Consider the following 17,298-nt stretch of genomic DNA (forward strand, 5'->3'; position numbering starts at 1 on the left):
TCCCCTAGACGAACGCGGTGCGCGCCTTGCGCACTGGATCGAACCAGACTTCAGTCATGCGCCAGCGTTTGCCGGTCTGCTCGCCCGCAACGTCGAATACGGGCTGCGCCTCCATGTGCGCGACAACGTCGATCGTCAGGAACAGCAGGCGCTTGAGCGCGGCATCGTCCCAGGCAGCAGCCTCGGGGTGTTCCTTCGCCATCAGCGCGAAACGCTCGATCGCCACCGCGGCATTGGGCGCGTGGTAACTCGTGATCGAGCCGGCGTGGCCCGTCGTCAGCAGCTTCAGGAAATCGTAGGCTTCGGCACCGCGCAGCTCGGCGAGCAACACGCGATCGGGACGCATGCGCATGGTGCTGGCGATGAGATCGGCGGGCGTGACGCGCGCCTGGCCCTGCCCGCCTTTGCTGTACAGCAGGTGGACGCAGTTCTCGATGTGCCGGATGAACAGCTCGCGGACGTCCTCGATCGTCACGATCCGCTCGGTCGCCGGAATCGAACGGCACAGGGTTTTCATGAAACTGGTCTTGCCCGACCCCGTGTTGCCGACGACCACGAGATTGAGCCGGTCCGTCACCGCACGACCGAAGAAGGCACCCCAGTCGTGCTCTTCCAAACACCGGACGAGACGGTGGTCCTCTGCGCGCAGCACCGGCAGCGCCGCATCGAGCCCGTCCGGGCGATGCCATACCGTGTCGTCGAACAGACCTTCGTCGCGATAGGCATCGAGGCTTTTTTCGCGCGCGGACGGCCGGCGGATCGTGATGGAGACGGTGCGCGGCGGCACGACCGGCGGCACCACAATCTGGATGCGCGCGTCGCCTGGCAGCAACGCGGACAGGACCGGATGCTGGGCCGAGATCTCCTGGTTCGTCAGCGTGGCGACCGCTACCGCGAATGACATCAGCCGGTCGAAATCGAGGTCCACGCAGTCGTGACCGTGCCAGCCACGCGCGTTCTCGGTCAGGACGCGCTGCGGCCGGTTGATCACGAGTTCCGTCACGTCGGCGTCCTCGAGCAGCGGCGCGAACGGACGCATCAGCTCACGTACGGAAGCATCGTCGGGCAGACGAGCCAGCATGGGATCGTGGGGCGAATCCGACGTATCAGGGCGGAACGTCATTGCGTGCCCTCCGGCTTCAGGGCATAGACCGATCCGAAATCGAGATCGCGTGCAACGACGATCGTAAATTCTGCGCCCTGGTTCTGCGCCAGGGTCGGCGGGATATTGATAGTGCTGTCGAGCACGCGCGTGGCCATGTCGTTGCCCTGCTGCTGCGTGTTCTCGAACACCACCGACCCGTTGCTGTTGCCGCCGCGCGTGGCCAGATAGCCGATCGCGTCCTGCGTGATACCGAGCAGCATCGCCGCACCAATGCGCTGGCCCCAGTGGTTGTTCACGTAGCCATCGACGCCCATCCGGCCGAGCGCATCGGCCGCCGGCGAGTCGATCTCGACCGTGATGCCATTCGGGGTCTTGATGCGGGCCGACAGGACGAAGACGCGCTTCTGCCCTGGCGCCAGGTTCGAGCGGTACTCGCTGTTGATCTGCGAACCACGCTCGATCAGCAGCACGTTCCCGTCGTCCGAGTACACGTTCTTCGTGACCGTGCAGGTCGAAATTCCGGCCTCGGTCGAATCGAACGCGGTGTCGCCCACGCAGTCGATCTTGGCGCCCTGCGCGAGGGTGAGGCTGCGATTGCCGAGCATGGCGGCGCGCACGCGCGGCGTCGCTGTCGGCGTCAGTGCCTGGGCGAGCGCGCCGCCCGCCTGCCCCACAACCGGAGCCCCGGCGCCACCGGTCACGGCTGCCGCGACCGACGAAGCGGCACCTGCCACGCTGCCGGCCTCGAGCACGCCAGGCAGTCCGGCCACAGCCTCTTGCCCGCCTCCCGTGGCCAGCAGGGGCGCGTCGTAATAGCTACGGGGTGCCGCCGTATGCGGGGTGCTAACCGGGGCGGCAGCCACACCCGAAGCCGGCACAGGACGAACGACAACGGCACTTGCGGGCACCGGTACCGATGCAGCGATGACCGCGGATGCGGGAGCATCCTTGAAAGTGCGGCCTTGCGTGGACGTGTCGGCCACCGAGTCACGCCGCGCCTTCGCCTCAGCATCGTGGCGGGCGAGGAAGCCATGCACGGTCCAGACTGCACCGGCGCCGACGACCAGTACGATTGCGATTGGCGTCAGCCACCAGGCCCGCGGACGGGTGCTACGGTACTGGCCCAGCGCTGGCATGCCGCGATCGGCAGACATCGGCACAGCACCGCCATTCGGGTTGCGCGCTGGCTGCTGGCCCGCGGAGTCGTCGGGCTCGATCACGTTGCGTTCAGTATCGTCATTCATCGCCGGGGCTCCGCAGGACACGCTTCACGCCGCTGACCGTGGTGCCGTCATGCGGCGGCACGCCGTCCATGTCGTAGGCGTCGTTCCAGATCCCGACGACCTCGCGGCCGAGCCGCAGCACGAACCGCTTTGCGATTTCATGCACGGCAATCGTGTCGCCCTCGACGTGTTTGTCGACCACGCTTTCCGTGCCGTCGTCAGCCACCCGGAAAATCGCCGGCATGCGACGGTTGTTCGGGATGCGCAGGTAGGTGAAACGCCCGTCGTCCCATGCGGCAGTCGGCGCGATGTCGTCAGAGTCCGCCATGACCTGCATCGTGTACCGTTCGTTGCGAACGACGGGCGGCTGAGCGAGACGCTTTGCGAGTAGTCCAGCGTCCGAATCCTCGTGAGCCTGCTTCGCCAGTTCGTCCGGATAGACGAAGGTCACGCGGTACATCACCCGGTCGTTGCCGAATTTCGACTGGAGCGGCAGCACCACCAGATCGAAGCTGTAGCTACGGCGATCGGTGCGGATCTCGAGATTCGAATCGTGCGCAGCGAGCTGCGGCTTCAGGTACACGTCGTGATCGCCCTTGTTCGCCACGATCTGCCAACCGTCCCGGTCACCGGGCGCAACGATCTGGATCTGTTCATGCGGATCGAGCGCGATATGCGTAGCGAAACCGCGCTGCGCCTCGACGCGCACCACTTCGTCCGTGTGATAGATCACTTGGCGCACGCGCGAATCGTCGTTCCAGCCCGGCAGGTCGACCGCGTGGACCATGCCCGAAAACAGCAGGCCCACGAGCGCCATCGTGAACAGACGCGCGGAAAGAAGCGTTTTCATGGCGTGCCTCCCGCAGTCGTGGTCGCGGATGCCGCAGCCGATGCCGGCGGCGTATATTCGGGATCGCGGCTGTAGGCCGTGACCTTGAAGCCGAACGGATTGGCGATGGCCACGCTCTCGCGCGTAAACACAGGCGGCCTGTAGGTATAGGCCAGCGTGATCACGAAACGCTGCGTCGGCTCGGCATCGGCCTGGCCGTTCCTGAACGTCGTGCGCTCGACATGCACGACCGCGTGCCCCGGTTCATCGGGCGGCAGCGTGACCGAGAGAATCCGCACGCGCCGCTCGGTGCCCGCCCCGAGTTGCCGGTCGAGTGCATCGGAGCCGCTATAGATGCCGCGGTAGTCGCGTGCGACCACGTCATCGCTCATCGCGAGCACGCTATCGTAGTCCATCTGCAGCAGGCCCCAGTCGTAGCGTTCGCGCTCGCGCACATAGGTCTCGACCCAGTGCTTGTCCTGGATCTCCTTCGTATGCACATGGCGTGCATCGAGTACATCGATGACCTGGGACTCGCCCGTCAGGCGATCGACCTCGATCGGCAAGGGCACCACGCGGTAGAACGGCACCATCACCGCGAGAGCGGCAACACTCAGCACGGCCACACCGACCGCGGCATAGGCGACATGCCACGCGCGCCGCTCGGAACGTTCCTGCAGGTAGGTCAGCGACGCCTCGATGTCGAGCACACGCTCGTAGTTGTGCTGCGCGCTCATGACCGGTCTCCGCTATCCGGTATAGCTGGCCTGTCAGGAACAGGCTCGCTTTCCGACACAGGAGGCGCCCGGTTGACCGGCACGCGATGCAGGCCGTCGGGCAGTACAGGCTTCGGCGGTTCGCTGCTGCATGCGGCCAGACTGACGAGACATCCGGCAAGAATCAGGGAGGTCAGGATGGACATGGATGCTCCCTCAGTTTCCGAATGACGCGGGAACCATCTGGTCCTGGAGCCGGCTGGTTTTGCCCGCGCGACTCAGCACCAGCTCGCCCTGCTGCTCAGCCACGAGCTTGTCTTCCGCCTCGGACAGCATCCGGAACAGTTGCAGTCTGGTCATCTCGTTGTTGACCGTCGTGGTCTCGGCCTGGATGCGTGCCTGCAGTTCGGCGACGCCCTTCGGGTCCTGGGTCACGTCGATCTGCTGCGCGAGGCTCTGGATCTGGTTCAGCTCCTGCAGCTCGGTCTGGTACGCCTGCTGCCCGAACGCCTTGTCCTGGAACGGCTTGCTCAGCGCGCGCTGGCACACCTGCTGGTCGATCCCGGTCTGGTCCTCGCAGTTGTAGATCTGGCTAGCCGAACGCAGCGCCTGTGCGCTACCCGTCAGGCCCGAGTACCCGCCGTTCTGGATCGCCGTATAGACGCTCTGCCAGTTCGACGGCAGCGACTTCGCCACGACCGGATTGCTCATCAGCGCACCGAAACCACGCGTGCCGACCGTCGACTGGTAGATCTGGATTTCCTGCCGCACCTGCTGCTCCAGTTGGGCGACCGTCGCGATGGCCTGCGCGACGTTCTGCGCGTCAAAGACCGGGATGCCCTGCGCGTGCGCACCGACGCACCACATTGCCGGCACGAACACGGCACCGATCCATCTGTTTCGTCCGTTCATCGTCATCACCTCGCTGTCCATTCGCCTTTAATCGCCCTGCTGTCCCAGGTTCGCGCGCGCGGCCCGCTGATACGCGGGCGTCGTTCCTCCACCCGATCCGCCGCCAGAGCCCGTCCGGTCATGAATCTCGCCGCCGGGACGCGGGCCGCGTCCGTTGCCCTTGAATGCCCGGCCGATAGCCGTCATGGCGCTGCGCGAAGCAACACCGGCCACGAACGCGCCGAAACCGGAAAGCGTTGCGCCACCTGACAGGCCCGACGCGACAGACGGCAACTGCCAGCCGACCATGGCGAGAAACACGCCGGTCGCAAACAGGCCGAGCGCCGTGGCGGCCGCCGCCGCGTCGTCGAGCGCGGCCGAGATGCCCTGCATCACGACCGACGCATCGGCGCCGGGCGAGGCAGTCGCATGAAGCGTGGTGAGATCGGAAGAAAACGCCGTGAGCGCCATGCCGAGGAAGGCAGCAACGAGCACCTGCAGCAGCGCGTAATTGACGACCTTCGCGGTCCACGCCTCGAAGAAGCGGGCCGTCGGTGAAAACGCCGCGCAGGCGATGAAAACGGGACCTAGGCCGAGCACGAGATCGAGCAGCATCCGCGCCATCACGACCTCGAACGCGAGCACGATCAGGAAGATCGAGCCGCCGAGCGCGGCTATCAGGCCGCACGTAAAGTCGCCAATGGCGGCGGCGAGGCCGCTCGGACTGAATCCCTCATGCGTCGCCTTGTCGAAGTAGGCGTCCATCACGAGATCGATCTGCTGGTCGTAACAGTCGAGCGTCTGGTAGATGCTCGTTGCAGCTCCTTGACCCGTCGCGCTGCTGCCGTTGACTGAGCCGCACCCCGGATTGCCGCCGCCAGTCGTGTTCGCCGCGTTCTGGATCGTCTGCGCTAGCCCGGACGTCGCACCATCAACAGCGGTCACGACCTGCTGCTGGTAGATGCCAGAGCTCAGCGCGAACGCGAGCGTGATCGCCACCTTAAGTCCGCGCCACGCGAACGCCGGCACGGCTTCGTGTGCTTCACCGCGCACGACCGCGAGACCATAGGCGAGCACCCAGATCGTGACGCCAGTAGTGACAACAGGCACAAGCGCGCCGGACAGCGCCGACGAGACGTTCGTGACGTAGGTGGACATGCCGTTTTCGAGGGTGCCGCCGACAGCGGTGAAGAGGCCGCTCATCGCACACCTCCCTGCCCTGACTCCGGCCCTGGCAACTGCTTCGACTGGCGCGCACTGGCCTGTTCTGACTGCGCCGCTCGGCGCTTCGCCAACTGCTCGTGAAAGGCGGGCACCCAGTTCTGCGGCAGGTCGCCGACCTGGGCGCGGATCGTGTCAAGCAACTCCACGTTGTCGATCGTGCCGGACAGTACGTCGAGCACGTCGCCGAGACCCGCGAGATCGAGCCGGCCGATGGCCGACCGATGCCCCTGCTTGACGAGGAACATGCGGCTGTTCTCGCCAAGGTTGCGCACGATGTTGAATTCGGCCTCGGTCAGCTTGAAGCCGCGCACGTAGTCGTCATAATCGGCGCGCGGGTTCGGCAGGAAGAAGAACGTCGCGCTCTGCTCAATCAGCGCACTGGCGATCGGACTGCGCAGCACATCGGCCGGCGACTGCGTGTCGAAGATCCCAAGCCCGTTCTGCTTGCGTATCGTCTTCTGCTTGTTCTGGGCAAAATCGGTGAAGACCGGATCGCCGAGACGCTTCCAGAATTCGGTCATGACGTACACGAAACGCCGGCCGTCGATCAGGTTTTCGGTCCGGTGCAGCAGGTACATCGTGACAGGCGTGGCGACCTCCGCGTCGTCGAGCAGCTCGGTATCGTCGAAGCCGAACAGCGTCGCGTGCGCGAGATCGATGCGGTCGGTCGGGTTGTCGAACACCCAGCCCAGGCGCCCGCCCGCGCACCATTTCGCGAGCCGCGCATGCAGGCTGTTCTCGCCGACGTTCGGCAGGAGCTGCCGGACCATCGAGAGACGCCGCAGTGGCTTGTCCATGCGCGCGACTTCGCGCACCGCGCGCGAAATGTCGAGCTCGTCCTTCGCGGACAGCGTCACACCGATATCGACGAGCTTGCGGACCAGGCGCTCCCAGAAGTCGATCACGGGTTCGCCCGGTTCCATCTGGAACGGGTTCAGCCCGGTCGGCTCGCCGCGACGGAACACCGTATAGGTGCCGCCCATCGCCCGGATAGCGATCTCGGTGCCGCGGTCCTTGTCGAACAGCACGGCCGTGATGCCGTACTTCGTCGCCATCGCGAGCAGGAACAGTTCGAGCACGGTCTTGCCCGCGCCGGCGCGGCCGATGATCTGCGTATTGGCGAGCGCCTTCTCGTCGAGCGAATCCTGCTTGTCGGGCGTGACGTGGAAGTTCAGATAAAGCGGCTGGCCGCTCGGCGTCTTGAAGATGGTGATCGCCTCGCCCCACGGATTGCCGTCGCGTTTTCCCGTCGCAAAATTGTGCAGGCTCGACAGGCCGCAGAAGTTGCGCGAGGTAAGCTTCGCCTCGCGCGGCCGATAGCGCCAGTTGCCCGGTAGCTGAGCGAACCAGGCTGCATCGGCGACGAGGTCGATCAGCGCGGTCTGGAAACCAGCATCGGCGAGTTGCGTGCGGGCCTTCGCCACGCTACCGGACACCTCATCCAGCGTGTCCCCGAGCACGGCCAGCGAATAGTGATATTCGCCAAGCACAAAATCGCCGTTGACCAGTTCGTCGAGCGCACGGTCCATCGCCTCGACCTGCGACACAGCGACGTCCTCTCCCGCGATCAGCTGGTTGCGCTGCCGCTCCAGCGCTTCTTTCGCGCTGGGCCGGTCGAGAATCGTAAACGACTGCGTCTCGATGTACTCGAAGTCACCGTACAGCAGGCCGTTGAGCATCCCTGGTTCGGTGTCTTCCGGGTAATCCTTCAGGTCGAGCATCGCGGCGAAGCGCGTTGCGGCCGGCATACGGATCTCGATCTTCTCGGCACCGACGAACAGGCGTGAGGTCGGCAGTGCCTCGCGAATCGGGCCGGACGGTACGGGCTCGCGCTCCCAGACGCCGTTCACCAGATAACCGAACAGTTCCAGTGCCGACGAATAGCGGCGCGGGTGTGGCGTGAAGGGGCTTTGCCGCGTATAGACGCCGAGCGCGACCGGATCGTAGGGCTTGAGGCTCGATTCGACCTGCGCGGCCAGCTCGGCCATGACCTTCAGCGCGTCCAGCTGGTCGCGCCGGATATCGTCGCGCGTGCGCCGTGCGGCGCGACTGAAAACGCGCCCGAGCCGCGTCCGGTTCGGCCGGTAGACCACCGTCAGATATAGTTCGTTGGCCATCATCCGGTAGCCGGCGAAGCTCGCGTAGTAGCGCGTCGCCAGTTCCTCGCAGAAGCGGTTGCGGTACTCGGTCGAGAAGCGATCCGACACGCGCCGGCGCAGGCGATGAGACCACAACGCCACATGGCCGCCGGCCAGGCCCCGTACGAACTGGTTGAACCCGTCGTGCCGCGCGAGTATATCGGCCGGGTCCGCCGCCTCGAACGCAATGCCGGCGATCTTCCAGACCTGCAGATAGTCGCCTTCGCGCGTCTTGATGACGTGCTCGGTGACGTGCGTCGAGTACGGGATATAGCCTGAGAGCGGTACTTCCCGGTTGGCGACGGCTACTAATTGCGGATAGGCCGGCATGTCACGCCCTCCTCTTGAGGCGGACCGGCACATAGGCATGCCCGCCCCAGAAGCGGCGGTTGCCCTGGCGCAGCACCATGCGCACACGCAACAGGTACTGCGCGAGACGCTGGTCGTCGTGGCGCGTGATCATGCGCATCACGACGAACACCGGGATCATCAGGAAAAGGATCGCGACGCCGAGCGGCGGACTGGCGAGCAGCGCCCAGATGGCCGGGATCAGCATGCCGCCACCGACCATCAGGAAGGCCACGAGGGGCACGCCCCAGATCATCGCCGGACGTGTGGCACCCTTGAAGACGGGATCCTTGAGCGGTTTCATGGTTCGCGCTCCTGGATCAACTCGTCGGAATCAGCATGCCGGCGATCACGGTCGCGCAGCCGACGAAGAGCCCGCCGATGAACACGTTCGCGATATCGCCGAAGCGGGCGTGCTGAAACATCATCCGGAAGCCGGCCCAGATGATGGAGATCGAGCAGATCACACCACCGACACCGAGCAGCGTCGTCTGGATCGTCGTCAGCAGCGTATTGACCTGGGAAAGCTGCGCCCACGCGGGCGACGTAGCCAGCAGTCCCACAACCGCCGTGGTCACCCATCGGGCTACCAGCCGAGCGCGCCATCCACCACCCGGATTGGCATAGCCACGCCCCATATAATTTAGCAATCCTGATTTCATGGATGACTCCTCTACGCGCTGAATCTTTCCGTTACTGCCTGGCTGACGGGCTAGAACACCACGGCGCTACCGTCTGGATCGACGCCGGATTGCGTGGATGACGTATCTGCCGGTTTCGATGGGTGGCGCAGTGACGACCGGGATGACTCCGGCGATCTGCGGATATCGGCATCGACCGGTATGACCGGAATCGGCGCAATGGCCGGCACGACGACGGACGTCGTGGGCGCCGACGCGGCGCTGGCGTTGCCGACCACGCGCTGCACATAGCCCGTCCGGTATCCGGTCGAGAAATCGCCACTGGCGTAACAGGACAGGCTTGCGAGCAGATCCAACTGCGCATCGACCGGTGCACGCGCGTGTGCCCGCCGCGCCAGCTCGAGGCAACCCTGGAGAATTGCGGCGCCTGCGGCCAGGTTGCGGCACGGGTCGAACGCGCTGCGCTCGCCCAGGCCATAGACCGGCCAGTTGGAGCGGTTCACCTGCGCGAGCCCGACGCTGAAATTCCAGCCGCCGCGCTCCAGCGCATGTACCGTTGCAACGGCCTCGGCCTCGTTTGCGGGCTGACGCTCAAGCCGGCCATGTACAACGCCGATCGCGTACTGGTTGAAGCCCGATTCGGTTCGCACGATTGCAGCCATCGTCAACGGCGAAACCTGCGGCGCGCACTGCTGCGCGAGCGCGATGAAGTCGAGCGGCAACATCACCGGCCCCCACCACTCGCGCCGTCCTGCTGCTCCATCTGCTGCAGGAACCTCGAGGCGGACTGCGACGGGTCATATGTGACCTGCGTGCTGCCCGCGCCGTAGAATTCGGTGAGCGTGCGATCCTGACCGCTCACGTCCCACCAGACGCGGGTGTAGAGCCGGTTGTCGATCTCGACGTTGATCGCCCCGGTGGCGCGGCACAGCAACTCGCTCTGCTCGGAGCCGCCCCAGTACAGCAGGTCTTCGCGGCAGTACCCACCGCTTGCGAAGGTGCTGGTCGCAAACGTGCCCAGGGAACCGCCGGCGCCGAAGTCGCAGGTCGGAAACGGCTCGCCGTGACGCAGTGCGCTCCATAGCTTCTCGATCGGCGGCACGCACTCGCTGTACTGTTCCAGGCCACCAGGATTGGACAGGCACAGGAGCACCTGGCACCCCCAATCGTCTGCATGGGCCACGCCGGGTGCGAAGATCGAGGTGCTGGCGAGTAGCATCAATGCCATCGACCAGCGGCGCGCGATACGCTCCGCTGCATGCAGTCCGGGGCACCAGGGAACAGTCCGATCCGTATTCACAGCCGGCCCTCCATCCGTTCCTTCCATCAAGCCGAAGTACCGAACTGGATGTGCGCGGAAAAAGGAACCCACGGGGCCGGGGAGGCACGCCGCGGGTTCAAGGGGGATCAGCGCCAGACAAAAAAAAGCCTGCGACCGTCAGGCTCGCAGGCTTTACGCGCATCGCGACCACCACGCACATACGTCGGTACATCGGGCCGCTAACGCGTACTCGGTCTTGCGTTTGTGCAACGACCGGAACAGGTTGTTGACTGCACTCTAGGCTCGATTCTGCAGCGAATCAAGCGTCGAAATTGCCGGGTTTTATGGGGCGTCGTCCCGTGAATTCCGGGGCAATCCGGCAAGGTCCGAAAAAAATTTTATGTCGTCCCCTTCTCAAGCTGGCGTAAGAGCGCGCGCCGGGCCGCAGCCAGTTCTAGGTCGTAACGGTTACGCGGATAGCGGGGAATGCGGAGCCGACGGCACACCACCTCGCGACCAGCGTGCCACAGGTACACCATGCGAAGCAACTCCTTGTGATGAGGCTCGAGGCATCGCCATGCAGCCTCGATCTTCGCCGCGTCGACCGCATCATGCGGACCGCGCGCGGCGTTTGCCCAGTTATCCAGTCGGGATTCGAGCGAGGTACGGGATACGTCAATCATCGCCGTTCCCCTCGCTGGCCGTGGTGGACGACACCCGGTATCCGGCCGGGTCCGCCAGAAATAACTCGATCTCCGATACACGCCACCCAACCATTCTCCCGCCGAGTGAAATCGCCCGGGGAAACGTGCCGTCCCGCATCCGCTGATAGATCGTCGAACGAGACAACCCGACAAGCTGCTCGACCTGCCTGCGACGCAAAATCGCGCCTGCCACCTGTATCGAATCCGACATGATTTCCGTCCTCCTGGCTTTGCCCGGATCTGTCCGGCACAGATCCGATTGAAGCAGCAGGAGACGGAGCGGAAAATCCCGTCATGCCGGCGGAATCATCCGTCGGGGTTTGGCTTCAACGGTGACGGCCATCTGCATCGCCGAGGGAGTCGGGGCGCAGTGCAGCCGCAAACGACTGCGCGTTGCGGGAGGCCTCCCCATCGGCCTGCCCTTTGAGCCCGAGCTTCGCATCAATGGCGCGTGCAACGGTTGACGACTTGGGTGGACGCTCCGGGTCCCACTGTGCCCAGTGCTCCCACATAACCTCAAAGAGAAGAGAAAGCGTGCGCGTCAGGTGCGGCAGCCGGACGATGACGCTGCTGCCCGCATGGTCCGATGGAACCTGGAGCGACCGATCCCGCTCCGTCGTGTACTCCAGCAGTCCCGAATACTGTTCGAGGCGCTGCTCGAGACTGTCCTCAAGCGCATGATGAAGTGCAGCGGTACGCGCGAAGGCGCGCTCGAGCTGCAGAATTCGCTGGTCACGTCCGCGCAGACGGCATGCGAGACGCGATGCGTGAGCCTCGGCGTCTTCGAAACGGGTTCGCCAGTACTCGACCGATTCAGTGAGAACCTCGCTGTCTGCGGTGTGAAGATCACCACTCCTGGAATGGCACATCTGCCCTCCTTCCCCTCCGTGCATTATCAGCAGGACGGTAACGAATCCCCGATTCACAATTGCTCTTATATATGATCTTACAAAAGCAATCTAGAAAGGGAACTCCTCGGACGCAAGACAGATAAAGTGGCCGGCACGTTAACTATCCGGCCATCAGCAAAACTCACCGCATCTGCGTTAATCCCGAGCTATCCCCGGGGCTCAAACGGTAGTCCCGCGTATCTCCGTCAACACCGAAAGTGCCTCGTCCGCGCGATCAACGGGAACGAGAATGTGATCGTGATAGTAACCGGCGATTGCGTTGCAGGGAATTGCTGCCTTGGCGAGATGTGCCGATACGACGGCCAGAAAACCAACCGCCTCCAGGCTCGAATGCACTTTGAGCGTAATAAGCCGCGCCTTGAATGTGTACGCCAATGTGTAATTGTCGGCATCCCGCAAATCCAGCACAGCGGTCAACCCTTCGACTTCCCTGAAAGTGAAAAGCGCCGACAAGCCTTCGGGCAGCGCGAAATCGGGAAAGGAGCAGTAGACGTAAACCGGCTCAGCCATCTCCGGCTCGATCGTCGCACATAGCGTCGCAAGGTTTTTCTCGCTCAATGATTCCTCCATGAGTTGAGGCGCCTCAACTGAACCTTACACCACCGCTTACCGCTTCCTGCCGCCAGAAAAATTAAATACCCCGGAAAATTATTAACCGCCCCGATGACGAGCTGAATCCTGTCTATCCTCAGGTCACCACATACATAAAATTCAATACTTCCATCAATCCGAACCGCGGGGAGTTCACGCTTCCGACGGAGGCCGACATGAGTCACGGCGTTACATCGTCGATCCTGATGGACCGAATCTCAATCAGGCAGTCCCTTCTTGCCTGCAATCCTGCCTGGCAATCGCCGAAAGCGGATACGTGGCGCGCCGTTTCCGATATCGCCGTGGACTGGATGATGATCGCCCTCTCTGTCCTCGTCGTATATCGACTCGGATGGGCGATCGCTCCAATCGCATTGGTCACTATAGGGAATCGACAGCGCGCACTGGGCAATCTTCTGCATGAAGCCAGTCACGGCAACCTGAGCCAGAATCGTCGCATCAACGATTCCCTTGTGCATCTCCTGCTTGCCCCTCCGCTATTGAACAGTCTGACTGTCTACCGCGAGCTGCACGCACGCCACCACGCATGGCTGGGTGACGTACAGCGCGACCCCGACCTGCTGCCTCCATTGGCACACGAAGGAGACTCTTGGCTTCGCGTCTACACCCGATATCTTGTCAAATTCCCGATCCTTCGTGGATCGATCATGGGTCATTTGACGAACGGCCATTGTCGCCGTCGCCAGCAGCTATATATTGCGGCGTGGTGGACGGTGACGACGTCGCCGCTGTTCGTCGTCAATGCCCATCTCGGGACGATATTCCTCGCGCTGTGGCTCGGCGCGCGTATCACCGTTTTCCATGCCATCACGACCTTCCGGGAGATGACCGACCATTACGGTCTCAAACCCGGAGGTATCTTCAGTTCTACGCGCGAAATTCCAGATAACGGGGTGTCGTCGACTTTGATCCACCCACATCACAACGGCTACCATCTCACGCACCATCTTTTCCCGGCCGTGCCGTATCACCAGTTGCCTGCGTTACATGCTCAGCTGATGAGCCTGCCGGTCTTCAATGAGCACGCCATCGTATGTCCGTCGTACGTCGTCGGGCACCACTCCAGCGTCTTCGGTTGGGGAGTGAGTCATGGCTGATCGAACATTGAATGTCTGGGAAGTCGCAAGCCTGCTGGTGTCGACCAGTTGCGGAATCGGGTTCTTCCTGGGAACAGGCGAACTCGCACTGCGACAAGGCATGGCCGCCTGCCTGTACGCTGTCGCGACAGCAATCGGTCTTGTAGCACTAGCGCTTTCAGCGGCTCGCCTCCAGAGGACCGGGCAGTCCATCTGGACATATTTCGGCTCACTATATGGTCCCGCCATCAGCCAGCAGGTCGCGGCATTTTCGTTGATCTGGATGACTGGCGTGCTAAGCACCCAGATTCGCGGAGCATCATCAATACTGGCGCTGTCGGGCATGCCGCAAGCCGCCTCGATTATCTCGGTCGATTGCCTCGTGCTCGCATTTTCGTTTCTCAGGATATCATGGCTCTCCGGCATCTTCGCGCTCTGTATGTGCGGATGCACCGCCGTGCTGGCCCTTGCGTTGGCGGAAACGCACAACTTGATCCTATGGCTTCGCGCGCCGGTGATCTTCGAGAAGTCGATACACATGCAACCGGTTGAGCACACGGCGTTGGTACTACTATCCGTTGCCGCGCTAGTCCTGTGCGGCGCTGACTATCAGCAGTTTCCTGCGATGGCGCGAACTTCGGCGCACGCTCGATCCGGCTGTCTGATTGCTGCGACAATCGTGCTGGGAATCGGATTTCTACCCGCCACTGCGGTCATCGCCGGAGCAAATCTGTGGCATCTCAGCCATCTGGCCGATCAAGCGCAAGTAGTCCCCACACTGCTCATTCGGGTGATCGGCAGTTCCAGTCATGTCATGTCGCGGGCGGTCACATGCGTCTTGATAATAACGGCCCTTGGTTCGGCCTGCTCGATTCTTCGCGCCATGAGCGACGCGACGGCCGCCGTATCTCGCGGCGTCTCCATTCCACCTGCCTTCCACCGGATGCTGCCCATCTTCGCAGCGACACTCATCGCGATCTATGGACAAAGCATTATCAACGTGATGGTGACATTGAACGTCGTCTATCTGGCGGCGGTGGTCCCGTTGCTCATATTGACGTTGCTGGGCTATCCGGTTCTGAACCAGGCTGCGAGGCGATCCATGTTTGTCGGCGCAGGCGTGTCCGCCCTGTGTGCGCTGATTGAATGGACACGTGTTATCCACCTACCGGAAGCGACACCGCTCATACTGGGATGGCCCTGCGCGCTATTTGCGGCCTTGCGATCGCGCGCCGCAATCATCCAGACCAAACCTGACCGCGTCGGTGCGCGAGAAGTCCATCAACGCTCATAGGGATGGGTGGTCCATGGATTCCCGGCCATCGGTGCATAACATCGCATGATGGCCTACGGCCGCTTGTGGAAGACCAAGTTGCGCGCTCGTGTTGACCGCCCGGGGACGACCAATGAAAACGGTCTGCGATGTTCTCGGCGTGGCGCTCTTCTTTGGCAGTGAGAAAAAAACAATCACCAGACGGGCAGGACTGTCGCCGCACCAAGCATACCGACGACTCGGTGTTGGCCACCCGATTCAGGACCAGCCGCAAAGCAATCGTTGCAGGTTTGCGCTTGGGTATCGGCACTACGTGTCCTGACCGAGTGGACCGACACCATCCACATGCCGGAAGCAACGCCGCTAATACCGGCATGGCCTTGCGTTCGCTGCATCCCTGCGATTTCGCGCCCCAATCAGCCAGAGAAGATTTCAGTGCCTAACTCCGGCAGAACCGCATCAACGCTCACTGGGATGATCAGTGTCAACAGACTCATCACCATCGCTGAACGACATAGCATGATCACCCGCCTGAATGAGCGCCCGGTGCGCATGACGCACCACAAGTTCGCTAATCGCCTGGGCATTCGACGGGGCAGTTTCCCAATGATGCCAATAGAGGTTGACTTCCACCTTATGCTGAGGCGCGAGGCGCACCAGCTTGCCCGCTTCGATCAGAGAGCTGGCTTGCAGACAGGGAACGAGTCCGTACCCTATCCCCTTCTCGATCGCAGCCAGCAATGCCGACGGCGACGGAAAGTAATGCGTCGCGTAGTTCCGTACCTCAAGGTCCAGAAGTCGCTCGAGAAACAGCGTGTGCAATCCATCCTTCCGGTTGTAGAGCACCGCAGGCGCGGCAAGGACGCCATGCAACCCCAGGCCTTGCGGGAAGAACTTTGCGGCGAACTCCACGTTCGCGACACACTCATACTCCATCATGCCAATGGGTTCAGCGAGAAAACCCGTCGGGGGATTGCTGGAGGTCGAAACACAGCCCATCGCCTCTCCCTTGGTCAGTAGTGGTAGGGTGTAATCCTGATCGTCAACGATCAGTTCGAGAGCTACGTTTCTTTCCGCAATTTCCCAGGCGACAGCCTCGAACCACGTTGCGAGGGAATCCGCATTCACAGCGATAGCCACGCGTGGGTGCATGCCGTCCGTTGGTTTAATCTGCTGCTGCGTTTCCGCCTCGAGCATCTTGAGCACACGGATATGCCTCAGCAGGACCTCGCCTGCTGGCGTGGGGACATTTCCATCTCGCACAACCAGTGGAGTACCGAACTCCTCCTCAAGTGCCTTGAGCCGAAGAGACACCGCACCACGAGTGATACTCAACAACTTGGCGGCACGTCCGAAATGCCGCGTCTCCACAATGGCGGAAAACGCCTCCAACTGTTGTCGATCAAAATTCATGACCAGATTCTGCGCGCTCGTTATGCGCGCTCCATCACGGAAAGCGCGACGGTCTTCTGCGGCTCCAGCACGGCGAGGCGTTTGGCCAACGCGGTGCGGACCGACTCGTAGGCGGACCTGCCGAGCGCCACCCGGAACGGCGGAGACGGACTGTCGATCGCTGCAAGCATCGCATCGACCGTTTTGCTCGCATCGGCCAATTCGAAATAACCCGCGTCGATCGTGCGCCGCAGTTCGCGCACTGGCGTGCCGTCGTACGCGTCGAGCGGCGCCGCTCGATCCAGTCCCGCACCGAAGTTGGTGCGCGTGGGCCCGGGCTCCACGATCACGAAGTCGATGCCGAACGCTGCCACCTCTTGCGTGACGGCTTCGACGAAACCCTCGATGCCCCACTTCGTCGCGTGATACACACTGAAGCCTGGATAGGAAATCTGCCCCCCTTCCGACGACACTTGTACTATGCGTCCGCCGCCCTGCAACCGCAGACGCGCGACGGCGGCGCGAATCAGCTGGATCGAGCCGGTCAGGTTGGTGGCGATTTGCCGTTCGATCTGCGCGTCGCTCAATTCCTCCGCCGCGCCGAACAAGCCGTAACCCGCATTGCTGACGACGACGTCGATCCGTTCGCGAGCCGCGAAGGCATCTGCGACCGCAGCCCGGATCGCATCGGCATCGGTCACGTCGCACGCGACGATTTTCAGGCGATCGCCGTGTTGCGTCTTCAGATCGTCAAGCGAACCGGGTTTGCGCAGCGTCGCCACCACAGCGTCGCCGCGCGCCAGCAAGCGCTCGGTCAGTCCGCGCCCGAGCCCGCTCGAAGCACCTGTGATCAGCCAGTTTTTCGTCATTGCTCTCTCCGTTAAACGAGTCCGCGATCCATGCTAAGGCGATATGATTGGTGTGTGAACCACTGTCAATTAGCATGAGCCGTTG

19 protein-coding genes are annotated in these 17,298 nt (G+C 62.9%); 2 read left to right on the forward strand and 17 right to left on the reverse strand.

Annotated features, from left to right (window positions below; genetic code table 11):
• Window positions 1-4: 4 nt before the first annotated feature.
• The 15 genes from virB11 to BXE_RS13240 all read right to left on the reverse strand — a co-directional run bounded on the left by virB11 (window position 5) and on the right by BXE_RS13240 (window position 12,549).
• Window positions 5-1,123, reverse strand: a complete 1,119-nt coding sequence (virB11, locus tag BXE_RS13170; RefSeq protein ID WP_011488792.1) for a P-type DNA transfer ATPase VirB11 — start codon at window positions 1,121-1,123, stop codon at window positions 5-7.
• Window positions 1,120-2,349: a type IV secretion system protein VirB10 gene (virB10, locus tag BXE_RS13175; protein ID WP_011488793.1), complete on the reverse strand. Its 1,230-nt coding sequence runs from the start codon at window positions 2,347-2,349 to the stop codon at window positions 1,120-1,122. The genes virB11 and virB10 overlap by 4 nt, the downstream gene beginning before the upstream one ends.
• Window positions 2,342-3,178, reverse strand: a complete 837-nt coding sequence (locus BXE_RS13180; RefSeq protein ID WP_011488794.1) for a TrbG/VirB9 family P-type conjugative transfer protein — start codon at window positions 3,176-3,178, stop codon at window positions 2,342-2,344. The genes virB10 and BXE_RS13180 overlap by 8 nt, the downstream gene beginning before the upstream one ends.
• Window positions 3,175-3,894 (reverse strand): virB8 family protein, encoded by a 720-nt coding sequence (locus tag BXE_RS13185; protein WP_011488795.1) that lies wholly within the window; start codon window positions 3,892-3,894, stop codon window positions 3,175-3,177. Before BXE_RS13185 ends, BXE_RS13180 begins: the two co-directional genes overlap by 4 nt.
• Window positions 3,895-4,089: 195 nt before the next feature.
• Entirely contained in the window at window positions 4,090-4,785 is a 696-nt protein-coding gene (virB5, locus tag BXE_RS13190) for a P-type DNA transfer protein VirB5 (RefSeq protein ID WP_011488796.1), read from the reverse strand.
• A 27-nt stretch (window positions 4,786-4,812) separates the two neighbouring features.
• A complete protein-coding gene (locus BXE_RS13195; protein ID WP_011488797.1) occupies window positions 4,813-5,967 on the reverse strand; it encodes a type IV secretion system protein in 1,155 nt (384 codons plus the stop codon).
• Entirely contained in the window at window positions 5,964-8,456 is a 2,493-nt protein-coding gene (locus tag BXE_RS13200) for a VirB4 family type IV secretion/conjugal transfer ATPase (RefSeq protein ID WP_011488798.1), read from the reverse strand. The genes BXE_RS13195 and BXE_RS13200 overlap by 4 nt, the downstream gene beginning before the upstream one ends.
• Window position 8,457: 1 nt before the next feature.
• Window positions 8,458-8,778 (reverse strand): type IV secretion system protein VirB3, encoded by a 321-nt coding sequence (locus BXE_RS13205; RefSeq protein ID WP_011488799.1) that lies wholly within the window; start codon window positions 8,776-8,778, stop codon window positions 8,458-8,460.
• A 16-nt stretch (window positions 8,779-8,794) separates the two neighbouring features.
• Window positions 8,795-9,136, reverse strand: a complete 342-nt coding sequence (locus BXE_RS13210; RefSeq protein ID WP_011488800.1) for a TrbC/VirB2 family protein — start codon at window positions 9,134-9,136, stop codon at window positions 8,795-8,797.
• 50 nt (window positions 9,137-9,186) lie between these two features.
• Window positions 9,187-9,840, reverse strand: coding sequence for a lytic transglycosylase domain-containing protein (locus tag BXE_RS13215; protein WP_011488801.1), 654 nt, complete (start codon window positions 9,838-9,840; stop codon window positions 9,187-9,189).
• Window positions 9,840-10,415 (reverse strand): hypothetical protein, encoded by a 576-nt coding sequence (locus tag BXE_RS13220; RefSeq protein WP_011488802.1) that lies wholly within the window; start codon window positions 10,413-10,415, stop codon window positions 9,840-9,842. The genes BXE_RS13215 and BXE_RS13220 overlap by 1 nt, the downstream gene beginning before the upstream one ends.
• 359 nt (window positions 10,416-10,774) lie before the next feature.
• Window positions 10,775-11,059 (reverse strand): hypothetical protein, encoded by a 285-nt coding sequence (locus BXE_RS13225; protein WP_038457760.1) that lies wholly within the window; start codon window positions 11,057-11,059, stop codon window positions 10,775-10,777.
• On the reverse strand, window positions 11,052-11,291 hold the full coding sequence (locus BXE_RS13230; RefSeq protein WP_011488803.1) for a helix-turn-helix transcriptional regulator: 240 nt from the start codon (window positions 11,289-11,291) through the stop codon (window positions 11,052-11,054). The genes BXE_RS13225 and BXE_RS13230 overlap by 8 nt, the downstream gene beginning before the upstream one ends.
• A 115-nt stretch (window positions 11,292-11,406) precedes the next feature.
• Window positions 11,407-11,949, reverse strand: a complete 543-nt coding sequence (locus BXE_RS13235) for a hypothetical protein (RefSeq protein ID WP_148222949.1) — start codon at window positions 11,947-11,949, stop codon at window positions 11,407-11,409.
• A 201-nt stretch (window positions 11,950-12,150) separates the two neighbouring features.
• The gene (locus BXE_RS13240; RefSeq protein WP_233518777.1) at window positions 12,151-12,549 is read right to left on the reverse strand and encodes an ACT domain-containing protein; all 399 of its coding nucleotides are present in this window, start codon (window positions 12,547-12,549) and stop codon (window positions 12,151-12,153) included.
• A gap of 209 nt (window positions 12,550-12,758) precedes the next feature.
• On the opposite strand from BXE_RS13240, the gene BXE_RS13245 reads away from it, so the two are divergent.
• Window positions 12,759-13,700 (forward strand): fatty acid desaturase, encoded by a 942-nt coding sequence (locus tag BXE_RS13245; RefSeq protein ID WP_011488806.1) that lies wholly within the window; start codon window positions 12,759-12,761, stop codon window positions 13,698-13,700.
• Entirely contained in the window at window positions 13,693-14,973 is a 1,281-nt protein-coding gene (locus tag BXE_RS13250) for a hypothetical protein (protein ID WP_011488807.1), read from the forward strand. The genes BXE_RS13245 and BXE_RS13250 overlap by 8 nt, the downstream gene beginning before the upstream one ends.
• Window positions 14,974-15,411: 438 nt before the next feature.
• On the opposite strand, the gene BXE_RS13255 is transcribed toward BXE_RS13250, so the two are convergent.
• Together BXE_RS13255 and BXE_RS13260 are read right to left on the reverse strand one after the other, a co-directional pair.
• A complete protein-coding gene (locus BXE_RS13255) occupies window positions 15,412-16,365 on the reverse strand; it encodes an HTH-type transcriptional regulator ArgP (RefSeq protein ID WP_011488809.1) in 954 nt (317 codons plus the stop codon).
• A 20-nt stretch (window positions 16,366-16,385) separates the two neighbouring features.
• Window positions 16,386-17,213, reverse strand: a complete 828-nt coding sequence (locus BXE_RS13260; RefSeq protein ID WP_011488810.1) for an SDR family oxidoreductase — start codon at window positions 17,211-17,213, stop codon at window positions 16,386-16,388.
• Between the last annotated feature and the right edge of the window lie 85 nt (window positions 17,214-17,298).

The organism is Paraburkholderia xenovorans LB400 (genome assembly GCF_000013645.1).
Taxonomy (GTDB): domain Bacteria; phylum Pseudomonadota; class Gammaproteobacteria; order Burkholderiales; family Burkholderiaceae; genus Paraburkholderia; species Paraburkholderia xenovorans.